Source organism: Pseudomonas sp. GX19020, from assembly GCF_023371075.1.
Lineage (GTDB): Bacteria > Pseudomonadota > Alphaproteobacteria > Rhodobacterales > Rhodobacteraceae > Pseudogemmobacter.
Genome location: NZ_JAMCCR010000009.1, coordinates 1 through 16,834, shown reverse-complemented (window position 1 = coordinate 16,834; position 16,834 = coordinate 1). Strand labels below are relative to the sequence as shown.

The 16,834-nt window shown below is 63.3% G+C and carries 13 protein-coding genes; 12 read left to right on the top strand and 1 reads right to left on the bottom strand.

The window, feature by feature from the left end; genetic code table 11:
- The first annotated feature begins 116 nt into the window (after positions 1 to 116).
- From tolQ to M3484_RS14335, 12 genes are all read left to right on the top strand, one after another.
- A complete protein-coding gene (gene tolQ, locus M3484_RS14390) occupies positions 117 to 815 on the top strand; it encodes a protein TolQ (protein WP_092899623.1) in 699 nt (232 codons plus the stop codon).
- Positions 816 to 833: 18 nt separating this feature from the next.
- Positions 834 to 1,295 (top strand): ExbD/TolR family protein, encoded by a 462-nt coding sequence (locus M3484_RS14385; protein ID WP_249497402.1) that lies wholly within the window; start codon positions 834 to 836, stop codon positions 1,293 to 1,295.
- Positions 1,296 to 1,309: 14 nt separating this feature from the next.
- Complete coding sequence (gene tolA, locus M3484_RS14380; RefSeq protein WP_249497401.1) at positions 1,310 to 2,590, top strand: cell envelope integrity protein TolA; 1,281 nt, start codon at positions 1,310 to 1,312, stop codon at positions 2,588 to 2,590.
- On the top strand, positions 2,590 to 3,081 hold the full coding sequence (locus tag M3484_RS14375) for a hypothetical protein (RefSeq protein ID WP_249497400.1): 492 nt from the start codon (positions 2,590 to 2,592) through the stop codon (positions 3,079 to 3,081). Before tolA ends, M3484_RS14375 begins: the two co-directional genes overlap by 1 nt.
- 130 nt (positions 3,082 to 3,211) lie before the next feature.
- Complete coding sequence (tolB, locus tag M3484_RS14370) at positions 3,212 to 4,543, top strand: Tol-Pal system beta propeller repeat protein TolB (RefSeq protein WP_249497399.1); 1,332 nt, start codon at positions 3,212 to 3,214, stop codon at positions 4,541 to 4,543.
- Positions 4,544 to 4,662: 119 nt separating this feature from the next.
- On the top strand, positions 4,663 to 5,199 hold the full coding sequence (pal, locus tag M3484_RS14365) for a peptidoglycan-associated lipoprotein Pal (RefSeq protein WP_092899633.1): 537 nt from the start codon (positions 4,663 to 4,665) through the stop codon (positions 5,197 to 5,199).
- A 1-nt stretch (position 5,200) separates the two neighbouring features.
- Entirely contained in the window at positions 5,201 to 6,025 is an 825-nt protein-coding gene (gene ybgF / locus M3484_RS14360; RefSeq protein ID WP_249497398.1) for a tol-pal system protein YbgF, read from the top strand.
- Entirely contained in the window at positions 6,016 to 7,308 is a 1,293-nt protein-coding gene (gene tilS, locus M3484_RS14355) for a tRNA lysidine(34) synthetase TilS (RefSeq protein WP_249497397.1), read from the top strand. The genes ybgF and tilS overlap by 10 nt, the downstream gene beginning before the upstream one ends.
- An 81-nt stretch (positions 7,309 to 7,389) precedes the next feature.
- On the top strand, positions 7,390 to 9,297 hold the full coding sequence (ftsH, locus tag M3484_RS14350; RefSeq protein ID WP_249497396.1) for an ATP-dependent zinc metalloprotease FtsH: 1,908 nt from the start codon (positions 7,390 to 7,392) through the stop codon (positions 9,295 to 9,297).
- A 160-nt stretch (positions 9,298 to 9,457) separates the two neighbouring features.
- Positions 9,458 to 11,749: an NADP-dependent malic enzyme gene (locus M3484_RS23810; protein WP_249497395.1), complete on the top strand. Its 2,292-nt coding sequence runs from the start codon at positions 9,458 to 9,460 to the stop codon at positions 11,747 to 11,749.
- Positions 11,750 to 12,000: 251 nt separating this feature from the next.
- Complete coding sequence (locus M3484_RS14340) at positions 12,001 to 13,890, top strand: propionyl-CoA synthetase (protein WP_092899639.1); 1,890 nt, start codon at positions 12,001 to 12,003, stop codon at positions 13,888 to 13,890.
- A gap of 264 nt (positions 13,891 to 14,154) precedes the next feature.
- Positions 14,155 to 15,618: a sigma-54-dependent transcriptional regulator gene (locus tag M3484_RS14335; protein ID WP_249497394.1), complete on the top strand. Its 1,464-nt coding sequence runs from the start codon at positions 14,155 to 14,157 to the stop codon at positions 15,616 to 15,618.
- Positions 15,619 to 15,640: 22 nt separating this feature from the next.
- Here M3484_RS14335 and M3484_RS14330 read toward each other — a convergent pair whose 3' ends face one another.
- Positions 15,641 to 16,405 carry an NAD kinase gene (locus M3484_RS14330; protein WP_249497393.1) on the bottom strand — a complete coding sequence of 255 codons (765 nt, stop codon included), beginning with the start codon at positions 16,403 to 16,405 and terminating at the stop codon, positions 15,641 to 15,643.
- Between the last annotated feature and the right edge of the window lie 429 nt (positions 16,406 to 16,834).

Sequence of the window (16,834 nt, the reverse complement as noted above, 5' to 3'; positions counted from 1 at the left end):
GGCGCCCTGCTCACGCCACATTCGCTAAGATGTGTTGGCATTCCCCTTGTAACGCTGCTAGAATCAGGTCTAACGACCGGCGAATACTGACCGGCGATCTTAAACGAGCAGGCGCAATGGACCCCACAACCCTCGCGACAGCCGCGCAGGAGATTGACTTCTCGCTGCTGGCCCTCTTTGCCCGTGCGACCTTTACGGTCAAACTGGTGATGATCCTTCTGATCGGCATGTCTTTCTGGGCATGGGCAATCATCATCCAAAAACACATCCTGTTCCGCAAATCCCGCGCAGAAGCCGCAGCTTTCGATCAGGCCTTCTGGTCGGGCGAGCCGCTGGACGAGCTTTACGAGCGGATCGGGCCGGAACCCCAGGGCGCATCTGAGCGGGTCTTTGCAGCCGGGATGCTGGAATGGCGCCGCAGCCACAAGCAGGACGGTGCACTGATCGCCGGTGCCCAGGCCCGGATCGACCGCGCCATGGATGTCGCCATTGCCCGCGAAAGCGAAAAGCTGAACAAAGGCCTTTCCTTCCTCGCGACCACCGGATCGACCGCGCCCTTTATCGGGCTTTTCGGCACGATCTGGGGGATCAAGCACTCGTTCGAGGAAATCGCGATCTCGCAGAACACCTCGCTCGCCGTCGTGGCCCCCGGCATCGCCGAGGCACTGCTGGCGACCGGCATCGGCCTGATCGCGGCTATTCCGGCGGTGGTGTTCTACAACAAACTGAACGCAGACAGCGAACATATCCAGGGCAACTGGGAAAGCTTCGCCGATGAATTCGCGACCATCCTGTCGCGCCAGCTGGATTCCTGATCCATGGGCGCCGGGGTGATGAAAAAATCCGGGGGCGGTGGCCGGCGCGGTCGCCGTCGCGGATCTTCCGCCGCGATGAGCGAGATCAACGTCACGCCCTTTGTCGACGTGATGCTGGTTTTGCTGATCATCTTCATGGTCGCAGCCCCGCTGATGACGGTGGGTGTGCCGATCAAACTTCCGGAAACCGCCGCCCGGGCGATGGCCGAAGAAAAGGAAGAGCCGCTTTCGATCACCCTGACCGCTGATGGTCTGGTGATGATCATGACCAGCGAAGTCGACCCGAACGAGCTGATCCCCCGCCTCAAGGCAATTGCTGCGGAGCGGAGCTCAAACAAGGTCTATCTGCGCGCGGATGGCAATCTGGCTTATGAGCGTGTGGCCCAGGTGATGGGCGCGCTGAATGCCGGCGGTTTCAATGATATCGGTCTGGTGACCGACAGCCAGGGCCCGAGCTTCGGCGCCGGCGCGGCCAACTGAGACGGATCGACAGCATGGAAGGGCGCTTCAAATCAGGCACCATCCTCTCAGGGGCAGGCCATGCCGGCCTGATCCTCTGGGTGATGATCGGCGACTGGTTCTTCTCGCCTTCTCCACCGGCCGAGCCGATGTCGATGTCGGTCTCGACCATCAGCCCGATTGATTTCGCAGCACTTGAGGCCGCCGCGCCGAAACCCAGTGATGACACGGCAGAGCCGGGCGAGACCATCGCGACCCCGGATCCGGTGGAGCCGTCGGTTGACGAGCCGGTATCCGAGCCGACAGCGGAACCGCAGCCCCAACCTGAACCTCAGCCAGAGCCGACACCGGCGCCGCGGCCTGACCCCACGCCCGAACCGACCCCCCAGCCCATCCCCGAGCCGGTGATCTCAAATCCCGCGCCGCCCGATGCCATTTTCGCGCCCGAAGAGCAGCCGATCCCGACCATGAGCACCTCGCCCCGGCCGAAACCCCGGCCGGCAGAGCGCGTCGCCCCGAACCCGGTGGTCGCGCCCGAGGACACCCTGACCGCAGAACGGCCGCAGGACCAGGTCACCACCTCGGAGGAGCCGACCCCCGAGCCCCCGCGTGAGGACCAGCAGGCGACCACCGAGGTAAACAGCGGCGATGTGCTGATCACCGAGGCCAACCAGCAGGACCGCGACGCGGAGCCGCTGGGCCCGAGCACCTCGCCCCGGCCGAAGCCGCGGCCGAATCGCACGGCACCGACGCCCGAGCCTGCCCGGGAGCCCACGCCGGAACCTGCAGGCGAGACCCAGGACCAGCGCGATGCCCGCATCGCGGCTGAGGTCGCCGCAGCCGACCGCGCACAGGCAGAGGCCGAAGCCAAAGCCCGCCGCGAGGCCGCCGCCCGCGAAAAGGCCGCCGCCGATGCCGAGGCGGCAGCAATCGCAGCCGCTGTCGCCGCAGCCAATACCGGCTCGGGCGGCCAGGGCCAGGCGGCCAGCGGCCCGCCGCTGAGTGGCGGTGAAATGGGCGATATCGCAGCCGCGATCGGGTCGAAATGGAATGTCGGAACGCTGAGTGCGGATGCGATGGATGCCGTGGTCGTGCTGCGCGTGACCTTTGACGAAAGCGGCAGGCCCGGCAGTGATATGCCGCTGATCGAATCTCGCGGCCCCAGCCAGCAGGCGATCCAGGCCGCCTATAACGCGGCCCGCAGTGCGATTGCCCGCGCCTATCAGTCGGGGGGCATTCCACTGCCGCCGGGCAAATACGAGACCTGGAAAGTTCTCGAATTCGAATTCGATGGCAGCGGGATGAGGCTGCGGTGATGGCCATTGCCGCAGCCCCCCAGACGCGCCCGGCTCTGCTGGGCCCGGCGGCTCTTTTCGCGCTGGCGACTTTGTCCGGCGGCCCGGCCCTGGCTGATCGCGCGCCCCGCAACAATGCGGTGGTCGAAATCTTTACCTGCGCCAATCTGCTGTCCGATAACGACATCAGCCCCGAAGCGATGCATCAGATCGGCCGCGCGGTAGCGCTGGTCCATAACAGGGGCACGCTGCCTCCGGGGTCTGAACGCGCCCGCGTCGTGCTGCGGCTTTGCTTTAACAAAAGTCTCGGGCAGCCGATCATCGAAGTGGCCGATTATTCCGGCCCGGTCGGAGAAGTGGCCGATGCCACGCAAAAGGCCGCGATGCGCAGCCTGGAGCGGGCCCTCGCAGCCGGCACCCTGACAAAAGCACTTGGCGCGCTGGCCGGGGGAAGACCCGAGGCTGCGGTGGTCGATCTTGTCTTTGGTCCGACTCAGGCGGAAAATCAATGACAGATGGCCCAATGACACAGATGTCAGATGACACAGGAACCCTTTTACGCCGTGATGAGTTTACGGCGGATGTTTTAACCATGAGCCGCAAACCCGGCACCAGACCGGACGAGATCGGAGCGAGAGGCAGATGACCTTCACCAGAAGAAGCTTTGCGACCACCCTGCTGGCCGGGGCCGTGATGGTCCCCGCCATGGTGCGCGCCCAGAACAGTCCGACCCGGATCAGGATCGGCACCGGCGTGATCGAGCCGATGCCCATCGCAGTACCCGCCTTCGTCGATGAAGGCGGTGCCGGGGATCTCGCGCGCAATCTCGCGCAGGTGGTGACATCGGATCTGGACGGCACCGGCCTCTTCCGCACCATCAACCGGGATGCCTATATCTCGCGGATCCAGAGCTTTGACGGCGCGATCGCCTATGAAGACTGGCGCGTGATCAAATCGGAGGTCCTGGTCGTTGGCGCGGTCTCGGCAGCCGGAGACCGGATCACCGTCAAGGTCCGCGCCTATGACATCGCGAATGGTCAGCAGTTCGAAGGTGCCGCGATGCAATTCGCCGGTACCAAAGCCGGCTGGCGCCGCATGGCGCATAAGGTTGCCGACCTCGTCTATTCGACCCTGACCGGCGAAGGCCCCTATTTCGACAGCCGTGTGGTCTATGTCGCTGAATCCGGTCCGAAAAACGCCCGTCTCAAGCGTCTTGCGGTGATGGATTACGACGGCGCCAATGTGCAGTATCTGACCGACAGCTCGTCCATCGTGCTGGCGCCGCGCTTCTCGCCCTCGGGCGACCGGCTGCTTTACACCAGCTATGAGACCGGCTTTCCGCGCATCACGCTTCTGAACCTCGCCAATCTCAAGCGCCAGACGCTGGCGGAACAGCCCGGCACCATGACCTTCGCGCCGCGCTTTTCGCCCGATGGTGGCTCGGTCGTGTTCAGCCTGGAACGCGGCGGCAATACCGATATCTACAAGATGAACCTGTCCTCGGGGCAGACCCAGCAGCTGACCAATGCGCCCTCGATCGAAACCGCGCCCTCCTATTCCCCGGATGGCAGCAAGATCTGTTTCGAAAGCGACCGCACCGGCGGCAGCCAGATCTATGTCATGAATGCGAGCGGTGGCGAGGGGCAACGGATCTCGGGCGGCGCGGGCCGCAACAGCACCCCGGTCTGGAGCCCGCGCGGCGACCTGATCGCCTTTACCAAGCAAAATGCCGGCCGGTTCCACATCGGTGTCATGCGCACTGACGGATCGGAAGAGCGCCTGCTGACCGCGTCCTTCCTTGATGAGGGCCCGACCTGGTCGCCCAATGGCCGCGTGATCATGTTCACCCGCGAGACCGAGGGCGGCGGCGGTCAGGCCTCGCTCTGGTCGGTCGATACTTTCGGCAGAAACCTGAAACAGATCCCGACCGAAGGCGCGGCGTCCGACCCGGCCTGGTCACCCCTGTTGCCGTAAACCGCCATTTTCGGGCCTGGGCGATCCTGCCGGATTCCCCAGCCCCCCGGAACCTGCTAACCTGGGCGGCGAAACACTGATCCGCGCTGGCCCGAAAGCCGAATTATAAGGACGAAACGATGAGCTTTACCCCGAAAGCCCTTCTTCTTGTGGCCGCGCTTGGCCTTGCAGCCTGTCAGAACCCTGACCGTTACGGTGCGGGTGGCCCAGGTGGTACGGGCGGCACCGGTGGCACCGGCGGGTCGGGCTATATCGACACGAACGGGCTCGGCGATCCGAATGATCCGCGCTCCATCGCCTATTTCAACCAGACCGTCGGCGACCGCGTGCTCTTTGCGGTTGACCAGTCCACCGTCTCGGATCAGGGCCGCCAGATTCTGAACGGCCAGGCCAACTGGCTGAACCAGAACCCGGGCTATGCGATCATCGTCGAAGGCCATGCCGACGAACAGGGCACCCGCGAATACAACCTCGCGCTTGGCGCGCGCCGCGCGGCATCGGTGCAGCAATACCTGCTGTCGCAAGGCGTTGCAGGTTCGCGGATGCGCACGATCTCTTACGGCAAGGAACGCCCGATCGAGGTTTGCTCGACCGAGAGCTGCTATTCCAAGAACCGCCGCTCTGTGACGGTTCTCTCGGTCGGCGCCGGGTCGTAATATGATGCGGGCGAGGTTCCTTCTTCCCCTGCTGGCCCTTGGTCTCGCCACACCGGCGGCGGCGGAAAGCCTCGCCGATGTGCGGGCCGAGCTGGGCCAGCTCGCCGCTGAATTCAACTCGCTCAAGAGCGAGCTCACCACCACCGGCGCTTCGGCGCGGGTGGGCGGTGTCGATGCCCTGGCGCGGATGGACAGGCTTGAGGCCGAGCTGATGCGGCTGACCTCGCGCACCGAAGAAGTCGAGCTGCGGCTGAACCGTGTCGTCCAGGACGGCACCAACCGCATCGGCGATATCGAATTCCGCATCTGTGACGCGGATCCGTCCTGTGATCCGATGAATATGGGCGCGACCGCGCCACTTGGCGGTGGCAGCTCTGCCGCAGCCGCCCCCGCTGCGCCCGCTGCCCCGTCTCAGGGCAGCACCTCCTCCGCACCAGCGCTTGCCGTCGCAGAACAGGCAGATTTTGACCGGGCCAAGGGGGTGCTCGGTCAGGGTGACTTTCATGGTGCTGCGGCGCTCTTTGAGACCTATGCCAAATCCTATCCTGGCGGGCCGCTGATCCCCGAAGCGCATTACCTGCGCGGCGAGGCCCTGCGTCAGGCCGGCCAGACCGCACCGGCCGCACGCGCCTATCTGACCGCCTATAACACGGCGCCGGATGGGGCGATTGCCCCGGATGCGCTGCTGAAACTCGGCGAGGCTTTCGGCCAGCTGGGCGAGCGTGATCAGGCCTGCGTCACCCTGCAACAGGTGCCGCTGAACTTCCCGACCAGCCAGGCTTCGGCCCAGGCCACCATCGCCATGCAGGGGCTCGGTTGCCCCTGAGCCCAGAGTATCGCTGGCTTGAACAGCATGAGCCGGCCGACCGCGGCCTGCTCAGATCATGTCTGCCCTTTGAATTCCGGCATCACGCCGGCGCTGCGAAAATCGGGGTCGCAGTCTCAGGCGGTGGCGATTCAGTAGCGCTTTTGCATCTGGTCGCCCGGGCCGCGCCGCATTGGGGCCTGAGCGCCGAAGCCGCGACCGTCAATCACCACCTGCGCCCTGAAGCCGCTGATGAGGCCGATTTCGTATCGCAGGCGGCGGCGGGCCTTGGGCTGGCGCATCAGACACTTGACTGGAGCTGTCATCCTGCCACCGGCAATCTGATGCAGGCTGCCGGGCAAGCGCGGCTTGATCTGCTGGCAGCCTGGGCGAAATCACGGGGGATCGCGCATATCCTCCTCGGCCATACCGCCGATGATCAGGCCGAAACCTTTGTCATGGGCCTCGGCCGCGCCGCCGGCCTCGACGGGCTGACCGGGATGCGCGCGCGCTTTGATCACAATGCTGTCAGCTTCTGGCGGCCCCTCCTGGGCTGGTCACGGGCCGAGCTGCGCGCCTTCCTGAACCGTCATGGCTTTGCCTGGTGCGATGACCCGACAAATGAAGATGACCACTATACCCGCGCGCGTATCCGCAAGGCGATGCCCGGGCTGGCGCCGCTTGGTCTGACGCTTTCCAGCCTCAGCGAGACCATCAGCAATCTGGCCGATGTGCAGGATCTGCTCCGCCATACCACCGCGGACGCCTTCGCCCGCTTTGGCCGCGAAGAGGCCGGGGCGCTGCATTTCGCCCATCGCCCCTTCACCGAGAGCCCCTTCGAGCTGCAGCGCCGCCTGATCATCGCCGCGATCCGCTGGATTTCCGGCACCCGCCACCCGCCCCGTGCCGATTCCGTGCATCAGGTGCTCAGCGAACTCTGGCGTCATCGTGGCAGCACACTGGGCGGCTGCCTGATCCGTGTAGGCCCGCAGGAAATCCGTGTGACCCGCGAACCGCAGGCCGTTGCGGGTCCGCTCGCATGGCATCCCGGCGTGACCTGGGATCATCGCTGGCAGGTAACCGGCCCGTCCCTGCCCGATGCAACCCTGCGCGCGCTTGGCACAGATGGGCTTGCGCAGTTGCCGGACTGGCGCAGATCCGGCATCCGGCGGGATGCGGCCCTTGTCTCGCCCTCACTCTGGCAGGGCGACCGGCTGGTTTCCGCCCCCCTTTTCCCGCAATTTGCCGCCAAATGGCAGGCCAGCCTTTACCCAACCTTTGGAAGTTTCATCTTATCGCATTGAACCCAGGGCCTGGATTGCTAAATTAGTACAAAATGCGGCCCTGCCCCTCTGGCTCAGCTGGCCGCCTGTCGGGAGAAATACGTGAACAACGCGCGCAACATCGCATTCTGGGTGGTCCTGCTCTTGCTGGTCCTGGCGCTTTTCCAGGTCTTCTCTGGCGGCCAGTCAAATATGGGCGCCCGTTCGCTGAGCTGGTCTGAGTTCATCACCCAGGTGGATCAGGGCCGGGTTGCCTCGGTGACCCTTGACGGCGAGCGGGTGACGGTACGCACCAAGGATGGTGGCGCCTTCTCGACCATCAAGCCCGGTGACGAACAGGTGACCGACAAGCTGATCGCGAAAGGGGTCGAGGTTCAGGCCAGCCCGCAGCAACAGGGCTTCCTGTCGTCGCTGCTGGTGACCTTCCTGCCCTTCATCCTGCTGATCGGCATCTGGATCTTCTTCATGAACCGGATGCAGGGCGGCGGCAAAGGCGGCGCGATGGGCTTTGGCAAATCGCGGGCAAAACTGCTGACCGAAAAGCAGGGCCGCGTCACCTTTGACGATGTGGCCGGCATCGATGAGGCCAAGGAAGAGCTGGAAGAGATCGTCGAATTCCTGCGCAACCCGCAGAAATTCTCGCGCCTTGGCGGCAAGATTCCGAAAGGCGCGCTGCTGGTCGGCCCGCCCGGCACCGGTAAGACGCTGCTCGCCCGTGCCATTGCAGGCGAAGCAGGCGTGCCCTTCTTCACCATCTCCGGCTCGGATTTCGTCGAGATGTTCGTGGGTGTCGGCGCGTCGCGCGTGCGTGACATGTTCGAACAGGCGAAGAAAAACGCCCCCTGTATCGTCTTTATCGATGAAATCGACGCTGTCGGCCGCGCCCGTGGCGTCGGCATGGGCGGCGGCAATGATGAACGCGAACAGACGCTGAACCAGCTTCTGGTCGAAATGGACGGTTTCGAGGCCAATGAAGGCGTGATCATCGTCGCGGCCACGAACCGCAAGGATGTGCTTGACCCCGCGCTGTTGCGTCCGGGCCGCTTTGACCGCCAGATCAATGTCTCGAACCCCGATATCAAGGGTCGCGAAAAGATCCTCAACGTCCATGCCCGCAAGATCCCGCTGGGTGCCGATGTCGATCTGCGCACAATCGCGCGCGGCTCGCCCGGCTTCTCGGGGGCTGACCTTGCGAACCTCGTGAATGAGGCCGCGCTGACCGCCGCACGCGTGGGCCGCCGTTTTGTCACCATGGCCGATTTCGAACATGCGAAAGACAAGGTCATGATGGGGCCGGAACGCCGCTCGATGGTCATGTCGCAGGAAGATAAGGAAATGACCGCCTATCACGAGGCCGGTCACGCGATTGTCGGGATCAAACTGCCGAAATGCGACCCGGTCTATAAGGCGACGATCATGCCGCGCGGCGGTGCGCTTGGCATGGTAATGAGCCTGCCCGAGATGGACCGCAATTCCTGGCACAAGGACCAGATGAAGGACCGGATCGCCATGGGCATGGCCGGCAAGGCCGCCGAGATCAAGAAATGGGGCGAAGACCGCGTTTCCTCGGGTGCCTCGGGCGATATCCAGAACGTCTCGGCCGTGGCGCGTGCCATGGTCATGCGGTGGGGCATGTCGGACAAGATCGGCAATATCGACTATTCCGAAGCGCATGAGGGCTATAACGGCAATACCGGCGGCTTCTCGGTTTCGGCCGAAACCAAACGGCTGATCGAGGATGAGGTGAAAGCCATCGTCGATGAGGGCTATGCCCGCGCGATGCAGATCCTCACCGAGAATGAGGAAGAGTTCGAGCGCCTGGCCCAGGGCCTGCTGGAATATGAGACCCTGACCGGCGACGAGATCCGCAAGGTTCTCGCGGGCCAGAAACCCGGCGATGATGACGGTGCAGAAGACGCCGGCGAAGCTGCGGCTTCGGTGCTGGCGATCCCGAAAACCCGCACCTCGCGGGGGCCAAAGCCCGGAGATGCCGAACCCTCGCCGACCTGATCCTGTGGATCTGTTTTTCATCAGCCGGGAAGCGCCGACCGCGCCTCCCGGCTTTTGCATACCTGCTTTACGGCAGGTGAAGGTGCCTTTGGCTCAAGAGATGATTGGAAATGACATATCACTCGTTTAAGGGTGAACCATTCTGGTGGGGAGGATAGCCATGTCGAGCGGAATGCAGGATGAAGCAGCCCAGGCAGCGCGTCAGGCGGCGCTGAATTACCACGAATTCCCCAAGCCGGGTAAGCTGGAGATCCGCGCGACCAAGCCGCTTGCCACCGGCCGCGACCTGTCGCGCGCCTATTCGCCCGGCGTGGCCGAGGCCTGTCTCGAAATCAAGGCCGACCCCTCCACCGCCTCGCGCTACACCGCGCGCGCCAACCTGGTTGCCGTGATTACCAACGGTACAGCGGTGCTGGGGCTGGGAAATATCGGCGCTCTGGCCTCAAAACCCGTGATGGAAGGCAAGGCCGTCCTCTTCAAGAAATTCGCCAATATCGACTGTTTTGACATTGAGGTGAATGAAAGCGACCCGATCAAGCTGGCCGAAATTGTCTGCGCGCTGGAGCCATCCTTCGGCGCAATCAACCTTGAAGACATCAAGGCGCCGGATTGTTTCATCGTTGAACAAATTTGCCGCGAACGGATGAACATCCCCGTTTTCCACGACGACCAGCATGGAACAGCGATCGTCGTCGGTGCGGCAGCGACCAATGCGATGATCGTCGCCGGCAAGAAATTCGAAGATATCAAACTGGTATCCACCGGTGGCGGCGCGGCAGGAATCGCCTGCCTCGAAATGTTGGTGAAACTCGGGGTCAAACGCGAGAATATCTGGCTTTGTGACCTTGAAGGCCTCGTCTATCAGGGCCGCGAGACGCAGATGACGCCGCAAAAGGCGGCTTTCGCACAGGGCAGCACCCCGGCGACACTCGCCGAGGTCATCAGGGGCGCCGATATGTTCCTCGGCCTTTCCGGCCCCGGCGTGCTGACGGCGGAAATGGTCGCCACAATGACCGCAAAGCCGGTGATCTTCGCGCTCGCAAACCCCACGCCCGAGATCCTGCCCGCCGAGGCCCGCGCCGTCGCCCCGGACGCGATCATCGCCACCGGGCGGTCGGATTTCCCCAACCAGGTCAATAACGTCCTGTGCTTCCCCTTCATCTTTCGGGGCGCGCTGGATGTCGGCGCCACCACCATCAATGACGAAATGGAGCTCGCCTGTATCGAAGGCATCGCCGCGCTGGCACGCCAGACCACCTCGGCAGAGGCCGCTGCCGCTTATCAGGGTGAACAGCTGACCTTCGGCCCGGATTATCTGATCCCGAAGCCGTTTGACCCGCGGCTGATCGGCGTTGTTGCCTCGGCCGTGGCCTGTGCGGCGACCAGTTCCGGCGTGGCGGCCCGGCCGCTGACCGACCCCGATGCCTATAAGCGCAAGCTCGACGGCTCGGTCTTCCGCTCGGCACTTCTGATGCGCCCGGTTTTCGAGGCGGCCCGCACCGTCACCCGCCGCATCGTCTTTGCCGAAGGCGAAGATGAGCGCGTGTTGCGCGCCGCGAATGCGATGCTTGAGGAAACCACCGACGTTCCGATCCTGATTGGCCGCCCCGAAGTGATCGAGGCACGCTGCGAACGCTATGGTCTCGCCATCCGCCCGGGCCGCGATTTCCATCTTGTTAACCCAGAAAATGATCCGCGCTACCGCGACTATTGGGGCACCTATCACGAACTGATGGCGCGGCGCGGCGTCTCGCCCGACATCGCGCGCGCGGTGATGCGCACCAATACAACCGCCATCGCCGCCGTCATGGTGCATCGCAACGAGGCCGACAGCCTGATCTGCGGCACCTTCGGGCAATATCACTGGCATCTCAACTATATACGCCAGGTTCTCGCCCGCGACGGACGTCACGCGGTGGCGGCACTTTCGATGATGATTCTCGAAGATGGCCCGCTTTTTGTCGCCGATACCCATGTGAATGCCGAGCCCACCGCGCAGCAGATCATGGAAACCGCGATGGGTGCCGCCCGCCATCTGCGCCGCTTCGGCATCACGCCGAAAATCGCATTCTGCTCGCAAAGCCAGTTCGGGAATATGGACAACCGTTCGGGCCGGGTGATGCGCGAGGCGCTGGAACTGCTCGACGCGCGCGAACCCGATTTCGCCTATGAGGGCGAGATGAATGTCGACACCGCGCTCGACCAGGAGCTGCGTGAGCGGTTGCTGCCGGGCGCTCGGTTCGAAGGTGCCGCGAATGTGCTGCTGTTCGCCTCGGCCGATACGGCGTCGGGGGTGCGCAACATCCTCAAGATGCGCGCCGGCGGACTGGAGGTCGGGCCGATCCTGATCGGAATGGGCAATAAGGCGCATGTGGTGACGCCGGCGATCACCGCGCGGGGCCTGCTGAACATGTCGGCCATCGCCGGCACACCGGTTTCGCATTACGGCTGAACCGGCGCTGACACTTGCAGCGGGGAGAGAATCACCTCTCCGCTGTAAGGCGCGTCCTGCACCGGAAATTTGCAAACCTCTCGGGATTTCGCGTCGTACATACCGGCAAATCCAAATTTGCAAATATTTCGCAACCCATTATCGCGAATTCTGCAAACCAACGCGATTCCGGCAGCACCGTTGCCGGTAACAAAGTTGCGCCCTTCGACACCCTGGCATAACAAACGCTTAAGTCAGGAGGAGGAGCAGGGATGGGGTATCGCGACGTCTACGCGCAATGGAAATCCGACCCGGACGGGTTCTGGATGGAGCAGGCCCAGGGCATCGACTGGGCAAAACAGCCCTCCCGCGCGCTGAATGCCGACCACGCACCGAATTACGAATGGTTCGCTGACGGGCTGGTGAATACCTGCTGGAACGCGGTTGACCGGCATGTCGAAGCCGGGCGCGGCGAACAGCTGGCGATCATCCATGACAGCCCGGTCACCCATCTGAAAAAGGGCATCACCTACCGCGAATTACAAAAACGCGTGGCCAGCCTCGCAGGTGCGCTGCGGGCCAAAGGCGTGACCAAGGGCGACCGGGTCATCATCTATATGCCGATGATCCCCGAGGCGCTGGAAGCGATGCTGGCCTGCGGCCGGCTCGGCGCGATCCACTCGGTCGTCTTCGGCGGGTTTGCAGCCAATGAACTGGCGGTGCGCATCAATGACTGCACCCCCAAGGCGATCATCGCAGCATCCTGCGGCATCGAACCCTCGCGCATCGTACATTACAAACCACTGCTGGATGCCGCCATCGACCAGGCCGTCCACAAGCCTGACTTCTGTGTTATTTTTCAGCGTGAGCAAGAGGTTGCCCAACTGATCGAGGGCCGCGATGTCGCCTGGCACAGTTTTCAGTATGGCGTTGAGCCCGCCGAATGCCTGCCCGTCGAAGGCAATCACCCGGCCTATATCCTTTACACCTCCGGCACCACCGGCGCGCCGAAGGGCGTGATCCGCGCGACCGGCGGCCATCTCGTCGCGCTGAACTGGACCATGAAGGCGATCTACGACATGGACCCCGGCGAGGTCTTCTGGGCCGCGTCAGACGTGGGCTGGGTCGTTGGTCACAGCTATATCTGCTACGCGCCGCTGATCAGAGGCTGCACCACCATCGTATTCGAGGGGAAACCCGTCGGCACGCCGGATGCCGGCACCTTCTGGCGGGTGATCGCGGAAAACAAGGTGAAGAGCTTCTTTACCGCACCGACCGCGCTCCGGGCCATAAAGCGCGACGACCCTGCCGGGGAATTCGTCAAAGATTACAATATGAAGCATCTGAAATACTGCTTCCTCGCCGGCGAGCGCGCTGATCCCGACACCATCGCCTGGGCGGCGCGGCATCTGAATGTGCCGGTAATCGACCATTGGTGGCAGACCGAGACCGGCTGGGCCATTGCCGCCAATCCGATGGGTATTGAAGCGCTGCCCATCAAACCCGGCAGCCCTTCGGTGCCGATGCCCGGATATGATATCCAGGTGCTGGATGAAGGCGGGCATCCGGTGGCCTCCGGCACGCTTGGCGCAATTGCGGTGAAACTGCCATTGCCTCCCGGCAACCTGCCCGGGCTGTGGAATGCCGAAGACCGTTTCAAAAAGAGCTATCTCTCTCATTTCCCTGGCTTTTACGAGACAGGAGATGCCGGTTATATCGACGAAGACGGCTATCTCTACATCATGGCCCGCACCGATGATGTGATCAATGTGGCAGGCCACCGGCTTTCGACCGGCGCGATGGAAGAGGTGCTGGCCTCGCATCCGGATGTCGCCGAATGTGCGGTGATCGGGGTGGCCGACACGCTGAAAGGCCAATCACCCCTGGGCTTTTTGTGCCTGAACAAGGGCACCAGCCGCCCATATGACGATGTGGTGAAGGAATGCGTGAAACTGATGCGCGACCGCATCGGCCCGGTCGCTGATTTCAAACGCGCGCTGGTGATCGACCGCCTGCCGAAGACCCGATCGGGCAAGATCCTGCGCGGCACCATGGTGAAAATCGCCGATGGCACCGAATGGAAAATGCCCGCAACAATCGACGACCCCGTGATCCTCGACGAGATCACAATTGCGCTGAAATCCATCGGCCTCGCCGGCTGATTCCGGCGGATTTGCGAGTTGCGGCGCTGTGTCCTGACCGGCACGGCGCCCTTCTCACATCGGAACCAGGCGGGAATCCGTCCTTGACGCCGGGTCCGACTGCCTGAATGACGCGAGGCACTGGACCTGACACTCTGGTCGTGCCAGCTTACGCCATTGTGGAAGAAAGAAATTTCATTCCATGAATATTATTTCCCTGGCCTGTTTGATGGCTGAATTGATGTGCTCCCTGCCAGATTGGCAGACAGTCCGGGTGTGAGTCAGATGCGGATACCTGTTCTGCTGGTTGAAGATACGCCATCGTTGCAATTTGTTTACCGTTCCGTCCTGACTGCTGCCGGAATGAATGTGCATCCCGCCGGCAGCGCGTCAGAGGCGCTGCAGCTGCTGCATCAGGTGAAACCCGGGGTGGTCATTCTCGATCTCATGTTGCCCGATCGCGATGGTCTGGCGCTGATGTCCGAAATGCTGGCCATCAACCCTGACCTTTGTGTTGTGGTCATGTCGGCGCAGGGATCGGTCGACCGGGCCGTGGCGGCGATGCGGGCGGGGGCTTTTGACTTCCTGCTTAAACCCTTCGAAGAAAACCGGTTTCTCGCGGCAGTCCGTGCCGCGGTTCTGGCCGCCGAGGAAACCGCCCCCGGCCAGCCGGCGCCGAAACGACGGGCGGAGACCGCCGCCAGCAGCGATCCTGCCGCCAGCATCGGCTCCTCCGAGGCGATGAAACAGGTGCATCGGGTGATTTCATCGGTTGCGGGCTCCATCGCCACTGTTTTCATCACCGGCGAAAGCGGCACCGGCAAAGAGCTTGCAGCCATCGCCCTGCACACCCAATCGCCGCGCGCGCGCGGCCCGTTTATTGCTCTGAACTGCGGCGCAATCCCGCATGACCTGCTGGAATCCGAGGTATTCGGCCATCTGAAAGGCAGTTTCACCGGCGCCATCGCCGATAAGCCCGGTGCAGCAATGGCGGCGGATGGTGGGACGCTGTTTCTTGACGAGGTCTGCGAGATGGCACCGGCGCTGCAGACCAAGCTTCTGCGCTTCCTGCAGACCTCGATGGTGCAGCCGCTCGGCGCAACCCGACCGCAAAAGGTTGATGTCCGGATCATCTGCGCCACCAATCAGGACCCGCTCGATGCGGTGCGGCGCGGGCAGTTCCGCGAAGACCTCTATTACCGCCTGCATGTGGTGCCTCTGCATATGCCACCTTTGCGGGATCGCGGCCGCGACGCCGCCGAAATCGCCGAGGTCGCGCTGCGCCGCTTTGGCGGTGAGGAGGGTAAGAGCTTCGCAGGAGTCGCGCCCGAGACACAGCGGATCCTGTTGCGCTACCGCTGGCCGGGCAATGTGCGTCAGCTTTTGAATGTTATGCGCAATATCGCGGTGCTGCAGCCGGGCGGCCTTGTGACGCCGGATATGCTGCCCGTCGAAATGCTGCGCGAAGACCCCGGTCAGCATAGGGGGGCCTCACCTCCAGACGCGCCTCTCGGGACCGCGGGTGGGACCACCGGGTCCCGGGCGGCCGGCTTTGCGCCAGTCGCTGCGCGTTTTGACGACGCCGGGCCCGTTTTCGCAGGAAAAACCCTGGCCGAGATCGAACGCATGGCCATCGAAGCGGCGCTTGCGCGTCATCAGGGCTCGGTTCCAAAAGCGGCCCATGATCTCGATATCTCGGTCTCGACACTGTACCGCCGGATCGAAGCCTGGAAGTCAGGCCAGAGCTGACGGCGCGCAACCCATAGAAATATCAGACAAACTGCTCTCGGATCAACCGTTCCTCCAGGCCATGCCCGGGGTCGAACAACAGGCGATAGCTGATTTCGGAATTTGAACGGACCACGACCGAGATCACATCGCGGACCGAATTGCGGCTGTCGGCATCGGCCATAACCGGGCGCTTATCCGAATCGAGAACATCAAAGCGCACTTCGGCTGTCTTCGGCAAAAGCGCCCCACGCCAGCGGCGCGGGCGGAAAGCCGACATCGCCGTCAGGGCCAGAACATCGGCGCCGATCGGCAGAATCACCCCATGCGCCGAATAGTTATAGGCGGTCGACCCGGCCGGTGTCGCCACCAGCGCCCCGTCACAGACCAGCTCCGCCATCCGTTCACGACCGTCAATCGAAACCCGCAACCGCGCCGCCTGCGGTCCCTGCCGCAGGAGCGACACTTCATTGACCGCAAGCGCGTTGGTGACCTTGCCGCGCACGTTTTCGGCCTGCATCGAAAGCGGATTGAGCAACGCCTCTTCGGCCAGTTGCAGCCGTTCGGGCAGCCCGTCATCGATATAGGCATTCATCAGAAAGCCGATGGTGCCGCAATTCATGCCATAGACCGGCAGATCGCGCCCCGATTGCGCATGCAGCGTCTCAAGCATGAACCCGTCACCACCCAGGGCGACCACAATCGAGGCACGACGCAGGTCGGTCTGCCCATAGCGGGCCGTCAGCCGCGCCAGTGCCGATTGCGCCGCCGGGGCCTTCGAGGCCGTAAACCTGATTTTTGGCTGCATCCCACCTCTCCGTCAGGTCGCAACCCTGACCCCGGCGGGGCGGAAACTCAAGGGCTGGCACACCCTGTCTTTCACCCGGGCAGTGTCCCGGGCCCCCCCCTGGCCTCATTGTTCCCGCCAGGAAGTTTCCGGGGCAGGCAGCAGGCACCTGGGAACAGCCGCCATCCCGGGCGCAACCAGCCCTGATTTCGTCACCATATCGCAACGGGTCGCTTTCCGGCCTTTCCCTGGCGGGGTACGTGTTCTAAACAACCGGCAACCAAAAATACCATCCCGCATGGCCCAACGGAGACGAGTATGACCGCCCAGACCCGCGATTCCGGCTTTTTCACCGAATCTCTTTCCTCGCGCGACCCCGAACTTTTCGGAGCGGTGCGCTCTGAACTTGGCCGTCAGCGCGATGAGATCGAGCTGATCGCGAGCGAGAAT